This is a genomic window from bacterium, assembly GCA_029210965.1.
Lineage (GTDB): Bacteria > BMS3Abin14 > BMS3Abin14 > BMS3Abin14 > BMS3Abin14 > JALHUC01.
In genome coordinates, this window is the sequence record JARGFZ010000001.1 from 1 (window position 1) to 20,527 (window position 20,527).

The 20,527-nt window shown below is 51.1% G+C and carries 9 protein-coding genes and 2 pseudogenes; 4 read left to right on the forward strand and 7 right to left on the reverse strand.

Translation table 11 applies throughout. The features are described 5' to 3' along the window. Positions 1-327: 327 nt before the first annotated feature. The 5 genes and pseudogenes from P1S59_00005 to P1S59_00025 form a co-directional block, all read right to left on the reverse strand. The gene (locus tag P1S59_00005) at positions 328-825 is read right to left on the reverse strand and encodes a redoxin domain-containing protein (GenBank protein ID MDF1524648.1); all 498 of its coding nucleotides are present in this window, start codon (positions 823-825) and stop codon (positions 328-330) included. Positions 826-1,448: 623 nt separating this feature from the next. Beyond that, a pseudogene (locus P1S59_00010) lies at positions 1,449-1,544 on the reverse strand (glutamate synthase-related protein). 76 nt (positions 1,545-1,620) lie between these two features. Then, positions 1,621-1,770, reverse strand: coding sequence for a glutamate synthase-related protein (locus P1S59_00015; protein ID MDF1524649.1), 150 nt, complete (start codon positions 1,768-1,770; stop codon positions 1,621-1,623). Further along, a complete protein-coding gene (locus P1S59_00020) occupies positions 1,701-2,414 on the reverse strand; it encodes a glutamate synthase-related protein (protein MDF1524650.1) in 714 nt (237 codons plus the stop codon). Before P1S59_00020 ends, P1S59_00015 begins: the two co-directional genes overlap by 70 nt. Then, positions 2,414-3,145 (reverse strand): annotated as a pseudogene (locus tag P1S59_00025) (glutamine amidotransferase family protein). The gene P1S59_00020 and the pseudogene P1S59_00025 overlap by 1 nt, the downstream one beginning before the upstream one ends. A 1,165-nt stretch (positions 3,146-4,310) precedes the next feature. Here P1S59_00025 and P1S59_00030 point away from each other — a divergent pair. The 4 genes from P1S59_00030 to P1S59_00045 all read left to right on the forward strand — a co-directional run bounded on the left by P1S59_00030 (position 4,311) and on the right by P1S59_00045 (position 11,321). Then, positions 4,311-5,993: an NAD+ synthase gene (locus P1S59_00030; protein ID MDF1524651.1), complete on the forward strand. Its 1,683-nt coding sequence runs from the start codon at positions 4,311-4,313 to the stop codon at positions 5,991-5,993. A gap of 69 nt (positions 5,994-6,062) precedes the next feature. After that, entirely contained in the window at positions 6,063-7,118 is a 1,056-nt protein-coding gene (locus tag P1S59_00035) for a peptidylprolyl isomerase (GenBank protein ID MDF1524652.1), read from the forward strand. Between the two features lie 155 nt (positions 7,119-7,273). Then, entirely contained in the window at positions 7,274-8,320 is a 1,047-nt protein-coding gene (locus P1S59_00040; protein ID MDF1524653.1) for a peptidylprolyl isomerase, read from the forward strand. 394 nt (positions 8,321-8,714) lie between these two features. Continuing rightward, positions 8,715-11,321, forward strand: coding sequence for a bifunctional aconitate hydratase 2/2-methylisocitrate dehydratase (locus P1S59_00045; protein MDF1524654.1), 2,607 nt, complete (start codon positions 8,715-8,717; stop codon positions 11,319-11,321). Between the two features lie 2,510 nt (positions 11,322-13,831). On the opposite strand, the gene P1S59_00050 is transcribed toward P1S59_00045, so the two are convergent. Together P1S59_00050 and P1S59_00055 are read right to left on the reverse strand one after the other, a co-directional pair. Continuing rightward, entirely contained in the window at positions 13,832-16,573 is a 2,742-nt protein-coding gene (locus P1S59_00050) for a BamA/TamA family outer membrane protein (protein MDF1524655.1), read from the reverse strand. Beyond that, entirely contained in the window at positions 16,573-20,475 is a 3,903-nt protein-coding gene (locus P1S59_00055) for a translocation/assembly module TamB domain-containing protein (GenBank protein ID MDF1524656.1), read from the reverse strand. The genes P1S59_00050 and P1S59_00055 overlap by 1 nt, the downstream gene beginning before the upstream one ends. Positions 20,476-20,527: the final 52 nt, after the last annotated feature.

The following is a 20,527-nucleotide window of genomic DNA, read 5'->3' on the forward strand; positions in this document are numbered from 1 at the left end:
GGCCCGTGGATTCCGCCGGTTCAGCTTCCGCGGGTTGGATCATTGTCAGGCCGAGTGGGATCTGGTGTGCCTGACCCACAATCTGTTGAAGCTCTTCAGGCATGGGGATTGGAAACCGCGATTAGCCTAAAGAAGCCCATCGGGTCGTTCACCGTGACGGTTCCCGGGATAATAACCCGGGTTGCAAATTACGAAACAGGAAAAGCGCGTCTTCCGACAAACCAGCTAGCAGCGTGCGCAGGTTTCCCGACACGCTGCTAGTAAAAAGAAAAAAGGGGCAGCCTCAAGGCTGCCCCGTAATATCCAGGCACGGTCAATTAGTCAATTTCATTGATCCTTTCGCTCCTGCAGAAAGGAAACGGAAACGGCTCTATCCAGTGAAGCGCTCACCCCATCTGTATCGCCGTTGAAGAAGTTAGGCTGACGGTAAGTGATCGTTCCCGAATAATCGATCAACAGGCTTGTGGGTAGTGCGGTAACATTATATAGCTCCGTGACTTCAAGGTCCCTGTCGATGAGAATCTTCGCATCAATATGCCACTCTTCAAGAGACCTTGCGATCCTTGTGAGGGACCTGATGCTTGGAGTTCCTGTTTCCGAGTCCACTATGGCGATAACAACCTCCGGGTAGTGGTCGCTTACCCTCTTGAGGAAGGTCAGTTCCTGTCGTTCCGATGAACACCAGTCGGACCAGAAGCTCAGGAGAACATTTTTGCCTTCGATCCCCGAAAGGTTAAAAAAGCGCCCTGATGTTGAAAGGGAAGAAAAATCAGGTGCCGTATCGCCAACCGAGGTTCCACCAGCGAAACAGGGTGCCGCGATCATAAAACATCCAAGGACAAAGCCTGTCAGTTTCAATGTTTTCCATAAATTGAGGGTTTTTGCGATAATCATCAGGGGCTTTCCTCCGGGCATCAATTTTCGTTAAGAGTCTTTGTCGATCAACTAAATATTTTGCGTCTCATTGACGGAATCTGTAACATTTGTAATTTACAATCTGCAACATCAATGCCACAAATAACATTCATGCAACCTTAAATTAATCATACATATCAGTATGTTGTGGGTTTATGAATATTCAGGACGTTTCTGAAGTGCTTAGTTATTTCAAGAATTTGCGTCATAAGACTATTTTTGAGCTATTTGATGCAAATTGGAGCATAACAATTTGTGCATTTTTGTTTTGCGATGACCTTGTCAAGAAGTTCGCATACCTTCTGATAGGTTAATTTCTTGTCCTCAGGGAAATCAGGGTCCGTCATCCCATACTTCAGGCCAAGGACAAGCATACCTACTGAAATAGCACCACATATGTGCCCTGATCTTCCCATCCCCGATCCGAGTCCACACGCGACCTTCATAGCTGTGTCCCTGTCCATTCCGAACTGCGGGGCGAACTCGGAAAGGACACTCTGCGCACAATTAAACTCGGTACTGCTATACATTTCAACAGGAATCATCCTGGTCTGGGATATGTGCTCCGAAACCTTTTCCCCGGGAAGGTGCCCGCCAATGCCGGGCTTGGCGCCCTGTCCAATTTTGATAGAGTCGCAAAAAGTCCAATCCGGGACTTTTCGTTCCACGGAAAGGGAAAAGCGTCGTTTTCCCTTTCCTTACAAATCAATGACTTACGGAGTGAGTCATTGATTTGGGCGCCCCGCGCGGGGCGCATTGATGACTTTTTGCGAAGTCATCAATTTTTATTTCCACAACAGACGCATCGTTAAAGTAATCCAGATCGATCCCGAACCGTCCAGAGGCACACTGCACGATGGTGGCTTTGCCGTACTTCCTGAGCTCCTTGGGCCAGCCCCCTCCCCCGTATTGAAAAGGGTCCCGTATTCGTGGGCCGCCCGAGCAAGGGATGAAAAAGAGTTATAGGAAATAGCTCCGTAGGACATGGCGCCGAACATGATAGGGGTGGTCAACTCTACGCCGGGATATTCTATTTTCTGAAGCTTGCCCTTCTCCATTTTCAGACGATCCGGCTTGCGGCCCAGAAAGGTCCTTAACTCCATGGGCTCACGGAGTGGATCAATGGAAGGGTTGGTCACCTGGGAAGCGTTGATCAGGATGTGGTCCCGGTAGTTTTTGTGGGGTTTGTCGCATCCCATGCCGGTAAGCAGGACACCACCCGTTTCAGCCTGTTTCTTCAGGTCCTGGATGTGTTCCCTGGCCCAGTTGGCGTTGGGTTTATAGGTATAGTCGTTGTTCCTGATGGTCAGGGCGTTGGTAGGGCAGAGTACGGCACAGCGCTGGCAGGCGACACAGTTTTTCTCTTTGTGCACCATGACGTCGTTGTCATCGTCGTGTGTGTACACATCGAAGGAACACTGCCGCTCGCATACCCGACACTGGATACACCTATCCTCGTCCCTGTCCACCGTGAATTCGGGAAGTAGTGATGTAAGCATTATTTTCCTGCCTCCAGAAGTTCGCTGCCGCCGATAGGCTTCCCGCCCTCTACAATATCGTGCCCGGGACTCCCTTTGAGGCGGGCGATGACCGGATACCCACCCACATAGATCCAGACACGGTCAAGGTCAGGTGATATCAGGCGAAGAGCCGATTCCTCCGAGGAGGTGTAAACGATATCGCCGCTTAGTCCGGCCACCATTGGCCTGAGCCGGATTCGGTCGGTATGGGCCACCATCTCCCCATGGTGAGCGACGATGATGGCAAAGGGCCCGTTGAGCAGGAGGGGCCCGTAGACTCTTCGGAGGGCCTCGAAATATTTTCTTTCCTCCTTGGGCATCCTGTCGATCTGTTCCCATACTGGTGGGGAAAAGATGTCCATCACCGTTTCAATGGGAAGTTCGTGTTTTCTTGCCAGAAGGTCCACGGCGTAAGCCACGACCTCTGTATCGGTGTGCATGGTGCAGATATAGTCGTACATCTCCAGGAAGCGTCGGTTTGCTTCATAGGAGGATATTTCCCCGTTATGAACAACGGTCCAGTCCAGGAGACTGAAGGGGTGCGCTCCGCCCCACCATCCCTTCGTGTTGGTAGGGAAGCGTCCATGGGCCGTCCAGATATACCCGTAATAGTCCTCAAGTCCGAAAAACGCTGCGATCTCTTCAGGGAAACCGACCCCTTTGAACACGCTCATGTCCTTGCCGGATGCAAAGACGTAGGCATCCTCTATGGAGATGTTGATCTTGAAAACTCACCTTGCAACAAGGTCATCGTCGCTGATGATCTCGTGAACCACCTCCCGTTTCGGTTGAACGAAGTAGCGAAAGAGACAGGCCCGGCCTCTTCAACCGTGATCCTGAAAGGCGGCGGGACTTCATCCTTGAAGATCTTGATGATATTTCTGGACCTGGAATGCTCCACCTGACAATGGACCTCGCAAAGATGGCACCCTATACAGACCTCTTCAATTGAATAAATTCTTTTCACTTCGTTCTCCGATTCGCCTGTTTAATGAGCAGTTCCTTGTCCAACACAGGATGGACCTTCCACCAGACCGATTATAACGCGCCCGGCTCTGTCTAAAAAATTGGGCCCTTGATCCCCCGTTGCCGCTCCAGGTAGCACTTTCTGTGCTGAATAATGCAGAATAAATGGCAAGTAACATGCCAATAGGGTTACTTGTGAAGACACCTAATATCTAAGAAAAATGATTTCAGAGGATCCTGCTGCAGGAAAAAGTGTGTAACATATAGACACCCATATTTCAAAATTTGACACATGAGTGCGGTTTAGGCTGTCGGGGTTCGAGGATGCTCGTAGGTACTTAAAACCTGAAAGCGAAGAGTCCGACGACGCCACGCCTCGGATCTCGGGCGCAGGCTCGGGCTCGGGATTTTACCGATCACCGATTACTGATCACCGATCACTGCCCGCCCTTTGGGCTTTGGAGTACCCTTCCCCTTACTGCTTTTCTCCTGGCTCCAAGGTACTGAAATAATAGGTACTGCCCTTTTGCCAGGTCACTCAGTCGCCCAGTCGGAAGTTTCCCCGCGTCCCCGTGTCCTCGTGTCTATTTCAACCTCACGGCTACTGGCTAATGAATTCCGGGTACTGATTCAAACCTACTGGCTTATTGACAGTCTCCTGTTTATGACAGAAGATGCCGATTTAAACCAAAAAGTTGATGGCTTTGTAAAAAGTCATCAAGGCGCCCCGAGGGGGGCGCCCAAATCAATGACTGCGGATGTAAGTCATTGATTTGTAAGGAAAGTGAAAATGACACTTTTTCCTTTCCGAGGAGCAAAAAGCCGATTACGGACTTTTTGCGACCCTATCAAAGTTAGGTATTTTCAGGTTTATCAAACCCAATAAACAACACGGACCCGGTGAACCCATTGATCGTCACTCTTCATCAGATCAACACAACCGTCGGAGACTTTGACGGTAATCTCGAAAAAATACTTCGTGGCGCACGTCAAGCGGAGGGAAAAGGCGCTTCCCTGGCTGTTTTCCCCGAGCTTTCCCTTACAGGTTATCCTCCTCTGGATCTTCTTGAAAATCGGACATTTATTCTTGAAGCCAGCCAGGCGCTTAGCCGCCTCATACTTGAGTCAAAAGGACTTGACCTCACAATCCTGGTGGGAAGCATTATGCCCAGGGATGAAAGCAACGTCGGCAAGTCTCTTAATAACGCGGCCATCCTCATCCGACGGGGGGACATCCTTGCGACTCATTTCAAGGTCCTCCTTCCTACTTACGATGTTTTTGACGAAAGTCGCTACTTCGAGCCCGGCGCAACCCTCACAGTGGCCCAGGTCGACGGTAGGCCCATCGCCATTTCGGTATGTGAGGATGTTTGGAACGACAAAACCTACTGGACCAGACCCCAGTACCATTTCGACCCAGTGGAAGATGTGCTCACGTCAAACCCCAATACTCCTCTGATCAACATCGCTGCCTCACCTTATAGTCACGGCAAGGGACCCATGAGATATGAGATGCTGGCCAACACAGCCAGGCGTTTCGGGGCTACGGTACTCTACGTCAACCAGGTTGGCGGCAACGACTCACTGGTGTTGGACGGGCGAAGCCTTGCATTGGACCCCGCAGGCAGCATCATCGCCCTCGCTGATGATTTTCGTGAACAACTTCTGGTGATCGATCTTGACGATATATCGCGCGCCGACTCAGCCTCCGACTCAAAACGCCCAGTCTCCAAATACAACCCTATCAAGGATACGATGGGAACAATGTTTAAGGCTCTTTCAACGGGACTTGCAGATTACGCTGGCAAATGCGGATTCAGGACTTGTGTGCTGGGACTTTCTGGTGGGATCGATTCGGCGGTTACAGCCGTTATCGCATGTGAAACCTTAGGTTCAGCAAATGTTCATGGTATCCTCATGCCGTCACCCTATACCTCTGTCCAGAGCGTAAACGACGCCGAGCTTCTGGCTGCCAATCTCGGTATGAAAACCACCACTATCCCCATTACGAGAATCTACGAACAGTACCTGAAAGACCTGACTGAAGGCCTTGATGGTCTTCCCGGCAACACAACCGAAGAGAACATTCAGGCGAGGATAAGGGGCAACATCCTTATGGCCCTTTCTAACAGATTCGGTCATCTCGTTCTTTCCACCGGCAATAAATCGGAGTTGGCCACAGGATACTGCACCCTTTACGGGGACATGTCCGGCGGGCTTGCGGTTATCAGTGATCTCTATAAAGGTGAAGTTTACGAGATGGCTCGCCACATCAACCGGACGGTTGAGGTCATCCCGGAGAGCATTATAACAAAGGCCCCCTCCGCTGAACTCAGGCATGATCAGAAAGATTCTGATACCCTTCCCTCCTACGATCTTCTTGACACAATACTGAAAGCTTATCTTGAGGAGAAAAAAACACTCCCTGAGATCGTCGAAATGGGATACTCCTCCGAGCTTGTTAAAAACATACTCAATATGGTAGAGAGCAATGAATACAAACGTCAACAGGCGGCACCAGGTATCAAGGTCAGCTGGAAGGCCTTTGGACTTGGTCGACGATGTCCTATCGCCAAGGCCGACCTGTTCTAGAACCCGTCTTATCCCGCACCGGAGCATCAAGATACCCGCGGTGATAACTAGCATCTGAAAGGATGGTTTATGCGTACAGCCAGGATTACCACAGCACTAATAGCAATGCTCCTGATACTGTTTACTTATTCCTGCAGCCAGGGACAGCAGTCCACAGAATCAGCTCCTCCTGAGGCTGCCGCCACCGGCGATGCAGCGGCCCTGGTGAACGGTCAACCGGTCCCCATGTCTGAACTTGAGACCGCCGTGCGCAACGTAGTCATGCAGAACGGCATGGATGGCGGCGCTCTGGATTCCTTCATGGTTCAGTTCGGGCCCAGGATCCTCGACCAGCTCATCGATGGGGAACTTCTCTTTCAGGCCGCAGAAAAGAGCGATTTTAAAGCAAGCAAGGAAGATATAGACAAAGCTTTCGGCGAGCTTTCCGGACGTTACGAGGCCGCAGAGGAGTTCCAGGCAGAAATGGAGTCCCGAGGGTTCACAGAGGCCTCTCTCAAAGCCAATATAGCCAAGCAGCTGACCATACAGAAATTTGTGGAGGGAACTATTGTCACGGAGGCAGTAGTCCCGGAGGAGACAGTACGTAAAGCATACGACCAGAATCCTCAGAATTTTTCCAGCCAGGAGGAGGTCAAGGCCAGCCATATCCTCATCAATTCAGCTGAAGCTGATCCACAGGAGAAAAAGGATGAGGCCCTTAAAAAGGCTAAAGAAATAACTGCCAAAGCCAAAGCGGCTGGTGCCGATTTTGCGGAACTTGCCCGCACATATTCGGAAGGTCCCAGTGCTTCTTCGGGAGGAGACCTGGGCTTCTTCGGCAAAGGCCGAATGGTTCCAGCCTTCGAGGCAGCGGCCTTCTCCATGAAGGTGAACGAAGTCAGCAACCCGGTCCTCACCCAGTTCGGATATCACATAATAAAGGTGACCGATCGAAAGGATGGTTCCACCACCCCCTTTGAGGAGGTAAAAGATAAGATCGCCCAGGACCTTAAGAACCGTATGATCAATGAACTCATCGGCCAGAAACTTTCCCAGTTGCGGGAAAAGGCAAATATCGAACTTCTTTTCACACCGGAACCCCCGGCGGCACCGGCGACCTCGCCCCATGGACAGCCGATGAAATAGACCTACCGAAACAAGACCATGGCTTCATTGACATTTATTGGCAAGGATGTATATTTAGAAGGCTAAGGGGGGGGCGGCTTCATGGGGCCGCCCCTTATTTTGTCCACAGCATGAGAGTGTCCACAGTAATGATGTACATCCATTCCGAAGAACCTATGCAAACTAAATCCAGATTATACCTGCGCTTCCTACCTGCCAGATACCTTGCAACAATCACAACTATCCTCCTGACTGTTCTCGTGACCGGTACCTGTTGGCCGGCTGATCCAGGGGAGCCGGTGGCCCACGTAAACGGAGTCACGATCTTTGAATTGGACCTTTCATGCGCTATTGAAGCCGCTTTGGTCAGGAACCTGATATCGCAGCGCGGGGATATTGAAAACCCTGGTTTCGACAAGGATCAAGTTGACAATGAAATAGCTCTGCAGCGACTGGTCGACATCGAACTGCTATACCAGGAAAGTCTCAAACACCGGTTTCACGGGCTTACGGAGGAGAGCGTTCAACGTTATCAGCAGGAGGTTAAACGTCTCGGCGGAGAAGACAAATTGATGTCCGTCCTCCAGTGTAACAATATGTCCCCCGAAGAGTTTCGCAAAACCATATTCAGACGACTATCCATAAAACGTCTTCTGGATAAAGAGGTTTACTCCAGGATCCATGTCACCGAGGACGCGATCAGGGAATATTACGAACTGAACAGGGACAAATTTCAAAAACCTGAATCGGTCAGAACCAGACAGATAGTTATCCGCGTTTCGTCTGGGGCAGGTATCGACGAATGGCGGGAGGCGGAGGGCCGTGCTTATGCCATATACAGGGATGCTTCAACAGGCACCGATTTTATTCGTCTTGTAAGAAGGCATTCTGAGGATCCTGCAAGTGCCAGCGTCGGTGGAGACATGGGACCTATCCAGAAAGGGGATATTCAGGGCGTCCTGGATACCAGGATTTTCACCTTGAAGGAGGGAACAGTGACCGAACCTGTTCGCTCACGCAATGGGTTTCATATAATCAAGATCGTATCCACTACCCCGTCCACCACGAAGTCAATTGAGGAGATGAAACCACATATCATCACGCGGATAAGACGGGAGCGAGCCCGTGAAATGATCTCACAACTGGTCAGTGATCTCCGACAACAAGCGGAAATAGAGATCATTAAGAGCAGTAGTCAGGAGCCGGGAGCCGGGAGTCAGTAGAAAAGCTAAATTTAAACCTTCCGAACTGGCTACCCTTCGACGCGCTTTGCTTGCTCAGGGCAGGCTGGGCGACTGAGCGACCTGGCGAAAAAACGGGTGTGCCTTAATTCCACCTTCCATATTCACTATTCCTTCTCCCAGCCTTTCTGAGTATTTGGAATTAATCATTTCATTTTTTTCCCGAATCACGAGTCCCGAATCACGAATCACGGCCCTTCCCACTTTACATAGCGGAAAAATTGTATACAATATTCAGGTTACTGTGCAGCCAGCTTTAAGTTACAAATTCCAAGTTCCATTTTAAAACCTTTTATATCAATTATTTATACAGCTTCACCATCAAATTAAGCGGTTCATTTTCACAATTACACATTTTTAATTTCCGGAGGACTTAATGAGTAAATTAACCGATTTTGCCCACGACTATTTCAAGAGCGCATCCGAACGGAATGCACTCGGAATCCCGCCTGCGGCACTGGATGACAGGCAGACCTCCGTACTTTGCGAGCTACTTCTGGAAAAAGACCTTGATCCGAAAGGGTTTGTCTTTGAAAACCAGGAGGATGCCGCAGACAAGCTGATCCACTTTCTTACCTACCTTCTTACCGAAAGGGTGCCGCCCGGAGTTACGGACGCATCCTTTGTAAAGGCCCAATTCCTGGGGGACATCGTCAAGGGCAAGGTCCAAAGTCCTTATATCACTGCCCTGGACGCAGTTCGGATCCTCGGACAGATGGGCGGTGGGGCCAATATCCTGCACCTCGTTGATGCCATCGAGCTTGATGGAGATATGCCCGCGACGGCCGCAGCAGTCCTTTCCAACCTCATCCTGGTTTCACCCCTCGTCCTGACCCAGGTCGCAAATCTTGCCGGGTCGGGCAACACCCATGCTGCCGACCTGCTGCGTAGCTGGGCAGAGGCCGACTGGTTCGGCAATGCCGAGGCCCTTCCCGAAAAGACAACCTGTGTGGTTGCAAGGACAACCGGGGAGATCAACACAGATTTTTTCTCTCCAGCCCAGGAGGCGGGGACGAGGGACGACATCCCCCTGCACGCCCTGTCAATGCTCTCCACAAGCCCTCACGACAGGGAGTTCCTGTCAAGGGTTGAAATGCTCAAGAAAGCGAATCCCGAGCTGCCCATACTCTTTGCGGGTGATGTCGTCGGGACGGGCAGCAGCAGGAAGTCGGCGTCCAACAGCCTGGTCTGGTGGATCGGAGTGGACATACCAAACACGCCCAACAAAAGACGCGGTGGCATCGTCATGGCCTCGAAGATCGCTCCCATCTTCTTTAACACCCTGCGCGGCTGCGGAGCTGTTCCTGTACGCTGCCAGGCAGGGGCACTGAAGGAGGGAACGGTGGTCGAGGTGGATTTCCAGTCAGGAAAGGTCCTTGAAAAGGGGTCGGGCAAGGTCCTGGTGGAGTTCGCTATCGAACCCGGGTCCATAAAGGACGAATACAGGGCCGGAGGCAGAAACCTTCTCATCATCGGCAGAAAGCTCACGCAACGGGCCATAGAGCACTGCACTAAACTAGGTATCGATTTCGGCCCTTCAGCAGTCCACTTGCCAGAAAAACCGGATATCCCTGAAGGTCAGCTTTTCTCTCTGGCCCAGAAGCTTGTGGGTAAAGCCAGTGGTGTCAAGGGAGCCCTTCCCGGCTCCTACGTGGAACCCCAGGCTAACCTGGTCTTTTCCCAGGACACAACAGGTAAAATGACCAGGCAGGAGCTCGAAGAACTTGCCTGTACGCACTTTGCCACAGTCTTCATCCAGTCCTTCTGTCACACGGCAGCCGGACCGCGCAGCAAAGACGCTCTCATGCAGCACACCCTGACTGACTTTACCAGCAGGCTTGGCGGTATTGCCCTCAAACCGGGAGATGGGATCATACACACCAACGGTAACCGTTTCTGTCTCCCCTACTTCGTGGGCACAGGCGGGGACAGCCACACCCGTTTTCCCATAGGGATCAGTTTCCCGGCAGGTTCAGACCTTGTGGCTTTTGCGGCCAGCCAGGGGTACCTGCCTCTTGACATGCCTGAGTCAGTGCTGGTGCGCTTCACAGGAAAGATCCAGCCAGGTATCACCACCAGAGATCTCGTCAACGCCATTCCCTACTCTGCCATGAGGCAAGGCAAACTGAACCTTGAAAAGGGGGACAACAAGGTTAATGTATTTGCTGACCGGATCCTGGAGATTGAAGGTCTCGAGGGCATCAGCGTTGAGAGTTCCTACAAGTTCACCGATACCTCAGCCGAAAGATCAGCCGCTGCCAGCGTCTTTTCCCACGATCCCGATAAGGTCATAGAGTACGTCCGGAACAACATGACCTTCCTGCGGGAAAACTTCATTAAGAGAAACCCGTCCAAACAGATACAGGTCATCATCAGCCTGATGGAAACCTGGCTGAAAAATCCTGGGATCCTCACGGGAGACAAAGGCGCTCCCTACGCTGATATTATCGAAGTGGATATGACCTCTATCACCGAACCGCTGCTGGCCGCCCCCAACGATCCCGATAAGATCGTAACCCTTTCCGAGGCTGCCGGTACAACTATCGACGAGGTGTTTGTTGGTTCCTGTATGACGGATGTCACCGATTTCAGGGCGGTTTCCAGGATCATCGGGAATGAGCAGCTGTCCCCGACCATGCGGTTTTGGGCCGTGCCCCCCGACAGGGAGAGCAACATTGCCCTGGCCAATGAAGGGGTCCACCAGACAATGATGTCGGCCGGAGCGAACGTACACGTCCCGGGCTGCAGCCTGTGCATGGGAAACCAGGGGCAGGTGGCCTCGGACGCCACCGTGATTTCCACCAGCACGAGGAACTTTGACAACCGTATGGGCACCGGCGCCCAGGTGTACCTGGGATCTTCCCACGTTGCCGCCCTGTGTTCCCTCCTCGGGCGCATCCCCACTGTGGACGAATATATGAAGATCTACATGGAGAAGATCAAACCGGTGGAGGAGGAGATCAAGGTACCGATGAAGTTTTAAAAGCGGTGAATCGTGAACCGTGAACCGTGAACGGTTACAATCATTAAACGTGAAAAAGGCTCCCCGATCGGGAGCCTTTTTATATCGAAGAACAACCACTCTCATCATTCCGGGCTGAGCGAAAGCGAAGACCCGGAATCCAGTTTCTTTAAAAGCGTTGTTTTTACCACTGAGCTCACTGAGAACATAGAGAAAGGCTAATTCTTGGGATGAATCGCGGTTCCTTCAAAAGCGTTTAAAGCTAATTTACCACAGTGCAGCCATTCCCAGGCTGCTCCACAGGGTTACACTGGGGAAACTTCGGTATCCTCAGAGAAAACCTCCCCGAAGGGCAGGTACTCACCTCGCCAGACAACTGTGCCTGAAACATCCGTCAGGAACAAGGGCGTGCCGAGGTGGTCGGAGTGATACCCTTCGGCAGGCTCAGGGCCTTCGGGAAATGCAGCCTGGTTTTCAAAGAACGAAGGGCGCTATATGCGCCCTTGTAAATCTGAGAAACTGAGGTTCGGTTCTATAATTTACCTTAACCAATAAACCTGAAGGTTTTGATGAATTGGCCCCACCAGATATTTCCTGTTACAGATAGGTAAATATAAATGGACAAGACAAATAATACTATTATGTTAAGAAACAATGGCTCATCCAAATTTTTCCGCCATAATCTTAGAAATAAGACAAAGATGAAAATAAAACTGAACAAAGGAAATAGCACAAAATGGAGACCTGTCCAGATAATACCTCCTAAATCCCCAGGTATGTTTAATGCGAGGATTTCTCCAACCAAAATTGAAAAAATTAGAAAGATCCCGGCTTGTACATTGATCTTAGAAGTATTTTTTTCACTTTGAGACATTTTCCTCCCTTTCTAATAGGGGTTTTCACCTGTCACTTTCCCAGCAAAGCATTCTAGATAACACTTGGTATGGCAGTTGGTGTGTATTGGATCGAGGAAATCATCTACTTGCTCAACATCCTCGCATTTAGAAAACCTTGGATGCTTCTGACCTGCCCCCACGCACCAAGGGTGTCAGGCAGGCAGTGAATTGTGGCATACCCATACTCCCAGCAAGTTAATCATACCAGCTATTCATACCATGGCAAAGGGCCTGCTAAAGGAGCTTTTCAACGGGGACGAGGAAGGGAATCTAAAACCAGAACGCAGAACGCAGCACGCAGAACGCAGGAGAAGATCAAAAGTTGGCTAACCGCAGGGGACGCAGCGCGGCCAACTAAAGGCCGCATCGCAGGTAAAACCTTTAAGCTGAGTTTAGGCGCTGTAATTATAAAAGCGATGTTTTTTTACCACTGAGTCAACTGAGGTCACAGAGAGGGGCTTTAATCTTGGAAAAATCTCAATCCCAGGCCGGTTTTGGCTGAACTTTTCGCTGGTTGTAAATATGGCGATCTTGATACGAGAAACAAGATCATCCAGGACGCCTTTAAGCTTTACGCATACACTCAGTCCGATGTAGCGGCGTTCCTTAATCTCAGCAGGTCAGCCATAAGCAAGATCATCTGCAAAACCAAGTGACAATGTCATAAATTGCTAAATTCCCGCCCTGACCCCCAGAATTCCCCGACAAGGAACGAAAGCTGTCGCATTGTAAATTAATCTAATTTTTCCTTCTGTTATTTACTATCCCCTTTGAGCCTTTAGAAAACCTTGGATGCTTCTGACCTGCCCCCACGCACCAAGGGTGTCAGGCAGGCAGTGAATTGTGGCATACCCATACTCCCAGCAAGTTAATCATACCAGCTATTCATACTATGATAGAGTCGACTGGATTCCGGACAATTACGCCGAGGGGCGTAATTTCCGGAATGACGCAAGTAGAGGTTTCTCCAGATTTCATATTTCCTCAGCGGCTCTCTGCGATTCGGCCGCACAATGGCCGACCTGCGGCCCTCCGCGTTAAAGCTCTGATCGCTTTTTTTGAAACCGGGATCGCTTCCGTCTTCGCTTTGGGGCGTCGCCGATGGCTATGCCCTCACAAGCCAGCTTCACCGTGACTAGTCACATGGGTAAATTCCAATCACCCCCACCTCGGTCCTCCCCCCTCAAGCCGTCTTCGCATCAAGCTACGCCGTGCCAAGCAGGGGGAGGAAGAGTAAGGAACGGGACCTTTTTTATGCCGGAATGACGGCACATCGCACTTGGATGGAATGCGCTTATCGGCGCGCTAGAATGGGTGAGATGCAAGGCCGGAGTCCTGAGGAATACCGTGAGTCCCGCCCTCGGCGGGATGAGGATTTCCGAATAAGCCCTTATCGCACTGGATGGAACGTGCTTACCGGCCGTCAAGAGTGCATTAGATGCAAGGCCAGAATCCTGAGGAAACCGGAGGCGTATATGCCGACATACGTCGAGGCTTTCCGAAGGGTGATAACGCAGCAGATGATGTGCTATTGAGGGCCGAACCCGAACTTTAGAATCACGACATCGTACGTTCGGATTGTCGAGGAGGGAGTTACGAAGTAGATGGCGTGTTATTGACGGCCGAACCAAAGAATTAAAATGCGTGCCCTATAGAAAAGTGAATTAGTGAGATGTCTTCGGTATCTGTGGCCGGATTAAGCTTATACCCATAATCCAGGCTCAAAGGCCCGATAGGCGATGTCCACCTGATTCCCGCGCCAGCCGAACTCCGCAGTTTGAGCTCCTCATTCTCGGGATCAACTGCGTTCGCAAGCCAGACACTTCCGGAATCAAGAAAAATGACTCCGCGAATACTCCTGAAAAGCGGATACCTCATCTCAATATTTGCGTTCAACAAGTAATTACCACCTACAGGATCACCGTTGGCATCCACAGGACCAAGGCTGTCCAGCAGGTAGCCTCGCACTGAGTTCTGTCCTCCAAGGAAAAACCTCTTACTGATGATAACCTCTTCGCTTTCTCCGTAAGCCGTTACCGCACCCAACCTGAGCAGCCCCGCGAATACAATTGAATCTTTCACATTGATATACCGGCGAACCGCTAATTCAGTTTTAATATACTCGGCCTTGGACCCCAGGATCGTTGAAGCGTATTCCAATGTAATATCGGCAAGCACCCCCGACCAGGGATCCAGGAAATCATCGCGGGCGTCGTGGAGGACCTCACCGATTACTGAAGCAACGTCTGTTTTCCCCCCATCATCAGGGGAAAGCTGGGCATTTTGGGAAACATTAAAAAGACGTAAACCTTCAAAAACATACCCGACCCGTGATTCCGTTCGTTCAGAAAGAGCTCTCACGAACTGTACACCCACAGAAAGGGAGTCCCGGGAATAGCTCTCTCTCTTTTCAACCAGATCGCTCAGGGAAAGGGCCATGTCGATGGGGAGAGACTGGAACCACGGATGGGAATAGAGCAGTGTGGTACTTCTCTCTATATCGCTGGCCTTCCCCCTCAGGGAAAGGGATCGTGCCATTCCCATAAAGTTCCGGTTGGTCACTGAAACTTCGCCCCTCAATTTGTCTTCGCTTCCATAACCTGCCCTGACCCCCACAACATATTTAGCTCGTTCCTTGACCCTTACCATTAGATCCTTGTTTACACCGGGGATCTGCGGGTCGGCCAGCTCTACATCCACAGAACTCATCACCTTCAGGCCATAGATCCGTTCCTGAGCTTTCAGTATTTTGTCCTGGGTCAGAATTTCGCCCCGATCCAGATCCAGAGCCACACGGATGATCTTCTCTTCCACAGATTCATTTCCGGAGATGATCACGGTGCCCAGGCGCACCAACGGTCCTTCACTCACCGTTAAAACCAGATCAACGGTGTCGTCAGGGTGAATTTCAGGCTCTGCAACTGTAACGGAGGCGTAAAGATATCCCATGCCGCCCAGTTCCTGGAGAAGAGCATCTCTCCCTTTGTTGATAAACTCCGGTACATAGGGATCTCCTGCCTTAATACCAAGGAGTTCCCCTGTCCGTTTTTCCGGAATTGGGCTTCCTGCCACACTCAGGCTTCTTATTATGTTACGGGATCCTTCCTTCACCGTTAGGTGGATCACGACCTCCTGGTGCCCTTCCTGGTCCACAAAATTAAGGGGTTCCCTGGTGAACGCAGCTGAAAGAAAACCTTCTCGCCGATACTCTATCCCGAGATTTTCGATACCTTTTTCCATTCGGGTTTTGATGAAAGGCTCTCCCGGAACAAGACCCAATGCACTGTTTACCCTCTCCATCGGGAGGAACCAGGCACCCTCGACCCGCAGTTCTCCAATAATGGTTTTAGGACCCCTGTCTATCCTGAAAGTAATGGACCGGGTTCCGGGTTCTTCCACCAGATCTTCCAGATCTGCGGCAATGAACGGATACCCCTCATTCAGGTATCGATCCACAACGATTTTATTCATGGAAAGTTTGGCTTTTTCCGGAGTCGCTGACTTACGAAAAACAGATCTCATTTGTTTAGAAAGCTTCCCGGCCTCCTTTGTATCATCCATCAGGACCTGTAACCTGAATTCAGGGCCCTTTTCGATATTGAATATGATGACCACCCCATCGGGAAAATCCACAGCCGGCTCAACGCTATAGGTGAGAGATGGAGTCAGATACATTCTTTTGCGCAGGTGATCCCGAACCCTTTTAATATCGGATTCCAGGTCAATCCCGTCCAGCCCGGTACCTGGCATGGAACTTATAATGGAGAGCAGCTTTGTACGGGAAATACCGGCACTACCCGACAACCGCACATCGGAGATGAACCCTCTTTTTCCTTCCACTATTTGAAAAACCACCTTTGTCCGGTTGTCCTTCCCCAACTCAACACGATAGGTGATCTTTGTACCGTCAACCCCCCTGAACTTGTAATATTGGACCAGCCTTTCCACATTCTTAACCAGTTTGTCATCGGTGATCTCCTCGCTGTTCCTGAGATCCACCTTGCTGAGAAGTTCTCTGTCATCAAGTTGGAAGTTACCCTGGAACTGGATCTCCTCAAGCCAATTTTTAGCTCGAAGTGAATATTTTACAGTTACACCCCCGGGTGATTCCTTTAATAAAACCTCAACCATTTCATAAAGTCCGGTCTGATAAAAATTGACAACTCCTTCTCTGACAAGTTCCGGTCTCAATATGGAACCTTTTGAAAAGGGAATCAGTGCCTTCATTTCCCCTGAAGAGAGCTGAGCACCTTCAACTTCCAGCCCCAGAACAGTCCTGCCGGCAGATAGAACCAGAGAAGTCCCTTCGGGGAAGGCAATCCCTGGAAACAGTAAAAAGATGAAGATCGCATGCGCAACTATCAGCCGGAATCGCATCAGTCTATTTCAAACTGGAAATCCAGGTCCAAACCGTAATCCCTTTCACCAAGCTGCTCCCCTATAAGGGAAAAGGATTTCGTTATCCTGTATTTAACCAGTACCTCCTGTTCCTCGCTGGCAAGAATTGGAGTTGAATAGGTAAGGTAAATTTTTTCGCTCAATTTTTTGTCAACCTGGATCCGCGTAGTTCGCTCACCGCTCGATGAAACGGAGGAAGGGTTGATCGTGAACCGGTCAAAACCGGTTACTTTCTCAACCTCTGTCTCCAGCTTTCCCTTCAGCTCCCTTGTGATCAAAAGGGTTGCCTCCGCCGCGGAAAGCCCTCCCCTGGAGGCAAAGGCCTGCTCACCCACCGCACCCCATGTCAGGAGAGCTGCAATATCGGCCTCGCTTAGAACAGGGGATGAAACGAGGTCCAGCTCGAATTTTTCCGGGACACCGCTTGCCAGCAGTTCCACCGTATAGTCAGTAACCGTTCCCTCCCGGTCGAACCCGGTTACTTCAGTTCTGCCGGAAAAATTAAAATCAGGTTCGATGCGCCTGGGGTTAACAAACCCTACTGACCCGCCGGTGATCTCAAAAACATGACCCCTGTACTCCAGGGAACCTTCCGTCATTTCAAACCGGCCCGTCAGCACGGGAGCTGCAGCCGTACCTCTCAGGTGGAGGTTGCCGGCGGCCTCACCGCGAATAAGCTTGATATCAACCAGCAGGGGAGAAGCGGTAACCATTTCCACATCCAGGTTGAGCCATTTACCATTAGCGCCCTCACTTCCCTCAACTTGCGGCTCGTCTCTCGTAATAGTGCCTTCCCCAATGAGGGTGAGGAGGTTTTCGATATCAACTTCCCGGGTATAGGCACCCTGGTCCATATTGATCGTTCCCCTAAGGAATCCCCGCCCGTCGGAGAATTTGAGACCCAGATCAGCCCGATTTACCGTATTCAGGCCTTCAGGATACTGGATCGGGATGTCCTCTGCTTTCCATAAAAGTGACCCTTGAACAGGCTTGAAACCGGACATGAACAGTTCACCCGACATTAACAAACTGCCCCCCTCCGCATTTCCCAGGATCTCACCGATATGAAGCCGGTTTCCAACGATTTCAAGCTTTCCTTTCAAATCACTTACAGGGAGATCAAAGGGCAGATGAGCCACGCATTGGTTGCCAAGCAGTTCGATGGAACCGTTCAAAACAGGTTCTGTAAGGCTCCCAGCGACCTTGAGCTGTGTAATCGCCTGACCGGAGAAGGAATCTACCGTCGGCTCGAGGAAGGTGAGGCCTGCCAGGTCTATACTTCCATCCACACTACCCTCGATACCTGCGTCCGGGGCGATGCGGAGGATGCCTCTGATCACCGATTCACCAGAACGCAAAAGCAATTTCATGAACCGGATGCCGGTTTCAGGAAAGTAGTCAAAGGGTATCTGTTCCTGGGATATAAAGTGTATCCCGTTGATCGTAAAATCGGCGTCAGTAATGATCCCATCCACGTATGTCTTGTTGACGTTGGCGAGTATGCCGCTGGCATTCGCCCGGACCGAAATATCACCTGAAACTATATTACCCGGAATGCCGACGCCAATAAAATCGTTGATCCCCATCTGGTCTATGGTGGCTGGAGTGAAGATCGAACCTGAAAAGGGAAACTCCCCGCGCAGATCAACGCTGGCCACAGCGGATAACTCCCCATCAAACAGGTCTGCTTTGGCCTCCAGTTTAGGTCCATTGAAAAGAAATGTTCCCTTTCCGGAACGCCATGTTCTGCCATCATAAGTTATCTGATCCCATGCAAGATCGGTCCTGGCACGCAAACGGCTGCCGTCCAGGTTGCCTGACGCTTCCCCTGAAAAGGAGATCTCACCTCCCAGGGGCACCCTTATGATCTTGACGTACTCAACGCCCGCCACCAGTATCGGATCCAGAGTACGAACCTTCACCCGATACTCACCCCCCTCTATGGATCCGGATCCTTCCAGGCGCCTCCCATCTTTTAAAATGGACAACCTGTCGGTGGTGAAAACATCTTCCGTAAAGTTTCCAGCCAGGTAAATTTCCTCAAAGGGCTCTGCCAGTATCCGACCGGACAATAAGGTCAACGCCCCTCCGCCTTCCCAACCTGACCCGGTGAAGGAGGCGTGCAGATCCCCCCCCAGTTTCCCCCTTATCTCGAAATCAACTCCTGCAGCCGACAGCAGATCTTCGACCTGTCCATCGGTAACACTGACCTTCACCCAGGGCTTTTCACCAGCGAGGTTCCAGGGCAGGGATGCCTGTCCCACCAGGACACAGGAGCCGGCCTTCAGGGTGAGCATCGGGAGGGTGAGCCCGGACCTGTCTATATCCACGTGGCCCTGCAGCAAATCACCCATGAACCGGTTCCAGGAAGGTTTCAGATACTCCAGATCAAGGTTGGCCTCCACATTTTCCCAACCCCCCTTTACGATCCCGGAAAGGGCTAGCGAACCACTCAGTTCCTCCAGTCCCGGCACCGTATGCCAGTTCACAAGGTCCTCGTCCACGAGGGACAGTTTAAGAAGAGGGCCATCGCCGGACAGCGTACCTTCCAGATTCAGATCCATACCACCCGAACGGACATTCAGGAGCAGGTCCTGAAGTGAACCCTTCTGATATCGGCCTGAAAGATCAAAATCCATGGTGCGGAGAACACTTCCACTAACGGGAACCCCAAGAGCACCCTCCATGGTAATGGCGGATGCACCACCGGATAGCTGACCTTTGACTATCAGGTCGGCACTCACATAACCGTTGGTAAAATCTGTTTTGCCCCCAACCTCTTTCAGAACCTTGTGAAAGGGATACTGTTTTGTCCGGAGGCGCATGGCGAAGGGGAGGAACCTCTTGAAAGACAGGTCAACCTCTGACAGCAGCTCCTCACCCCTGTAATAGACCTTTCCTTCCCTGAGTGTACAACCTTTGGGATCCATAAAAATATCCGCATTTAACCTGTCCGTTGCCCGCCCTGTAACACGAACATCAACCCCGTCCAGCTGTCCCCTGAAGGAGGGAGAGGACAGGTCACCGCCGACATTGCCATTCAGTGTGATTCGCCCCGCACTATCCGGGATCAGCCATGGAAGTTTACCGATATCCATGCTGACAGACAGCTCGCCGTTTACCGAAGCCCCGCGTCTAAAAGGAAGGGTACCGGATAGCTCAAGATTGATCGGACCGGTGTCGATCCTGAATTTCGACACATGTAACTCTTCAGGGGTCACTGAAAAGACACCGGAGAGGGAATTTATGGTTACCGTACGGTCCTGGGGAAAGACCCGCCAGGCAATGTCTCCCTCCTTTGCCCTGAGGTTGATGGTTCTCCTGTCAGGGGGATCAAAACGGTTATGCACAAGAAAAATGAGAACCTTACCCAGCTTCAGTTGAACACCAGCCTGGATATCTTCGTATGACAGGTCCACATCCGTAAAAGCGATATTTTCTATCTCAAACCCCAACCTCGGTGATCTTGACCGGGTCCGGGGCTGTGCCTGCCAGAAAGGGAAAAGAGGATCCACTGCCACTGTACCGTCTGCATGACGGACGATATCCAGGGACATGTCCTCGAGCTTGAGATCTTTGATAACGACCTTTCCACGGAAAAAAGCATAGGGGTCAATGACCACAACAAGTCGTGACATCGATATGGATTTGCCCGAACCTTTGAGATCTCTCAAGGTCACATCTGTGAGGGTAATGCGGGTCAGGAGGAAATTGCGATCGAGCTTTCCAAGTTCAACATTGACACCGAGGTGCTTTGCGGCCTGCTCAACGATACTTTCCCTTAGCCATTGGTCTAAAGCCGGACTTGACGTGACCTTCATCCCGACAGTGATCCCTGTGAGGATGAGAACTATGAAAAATGCCAGGATGCGTCTTTTCAAGGTTGTCTCTGATCCCGGGAGCCCGATAGAACTCCCCTTCTGGCTCCTGGTG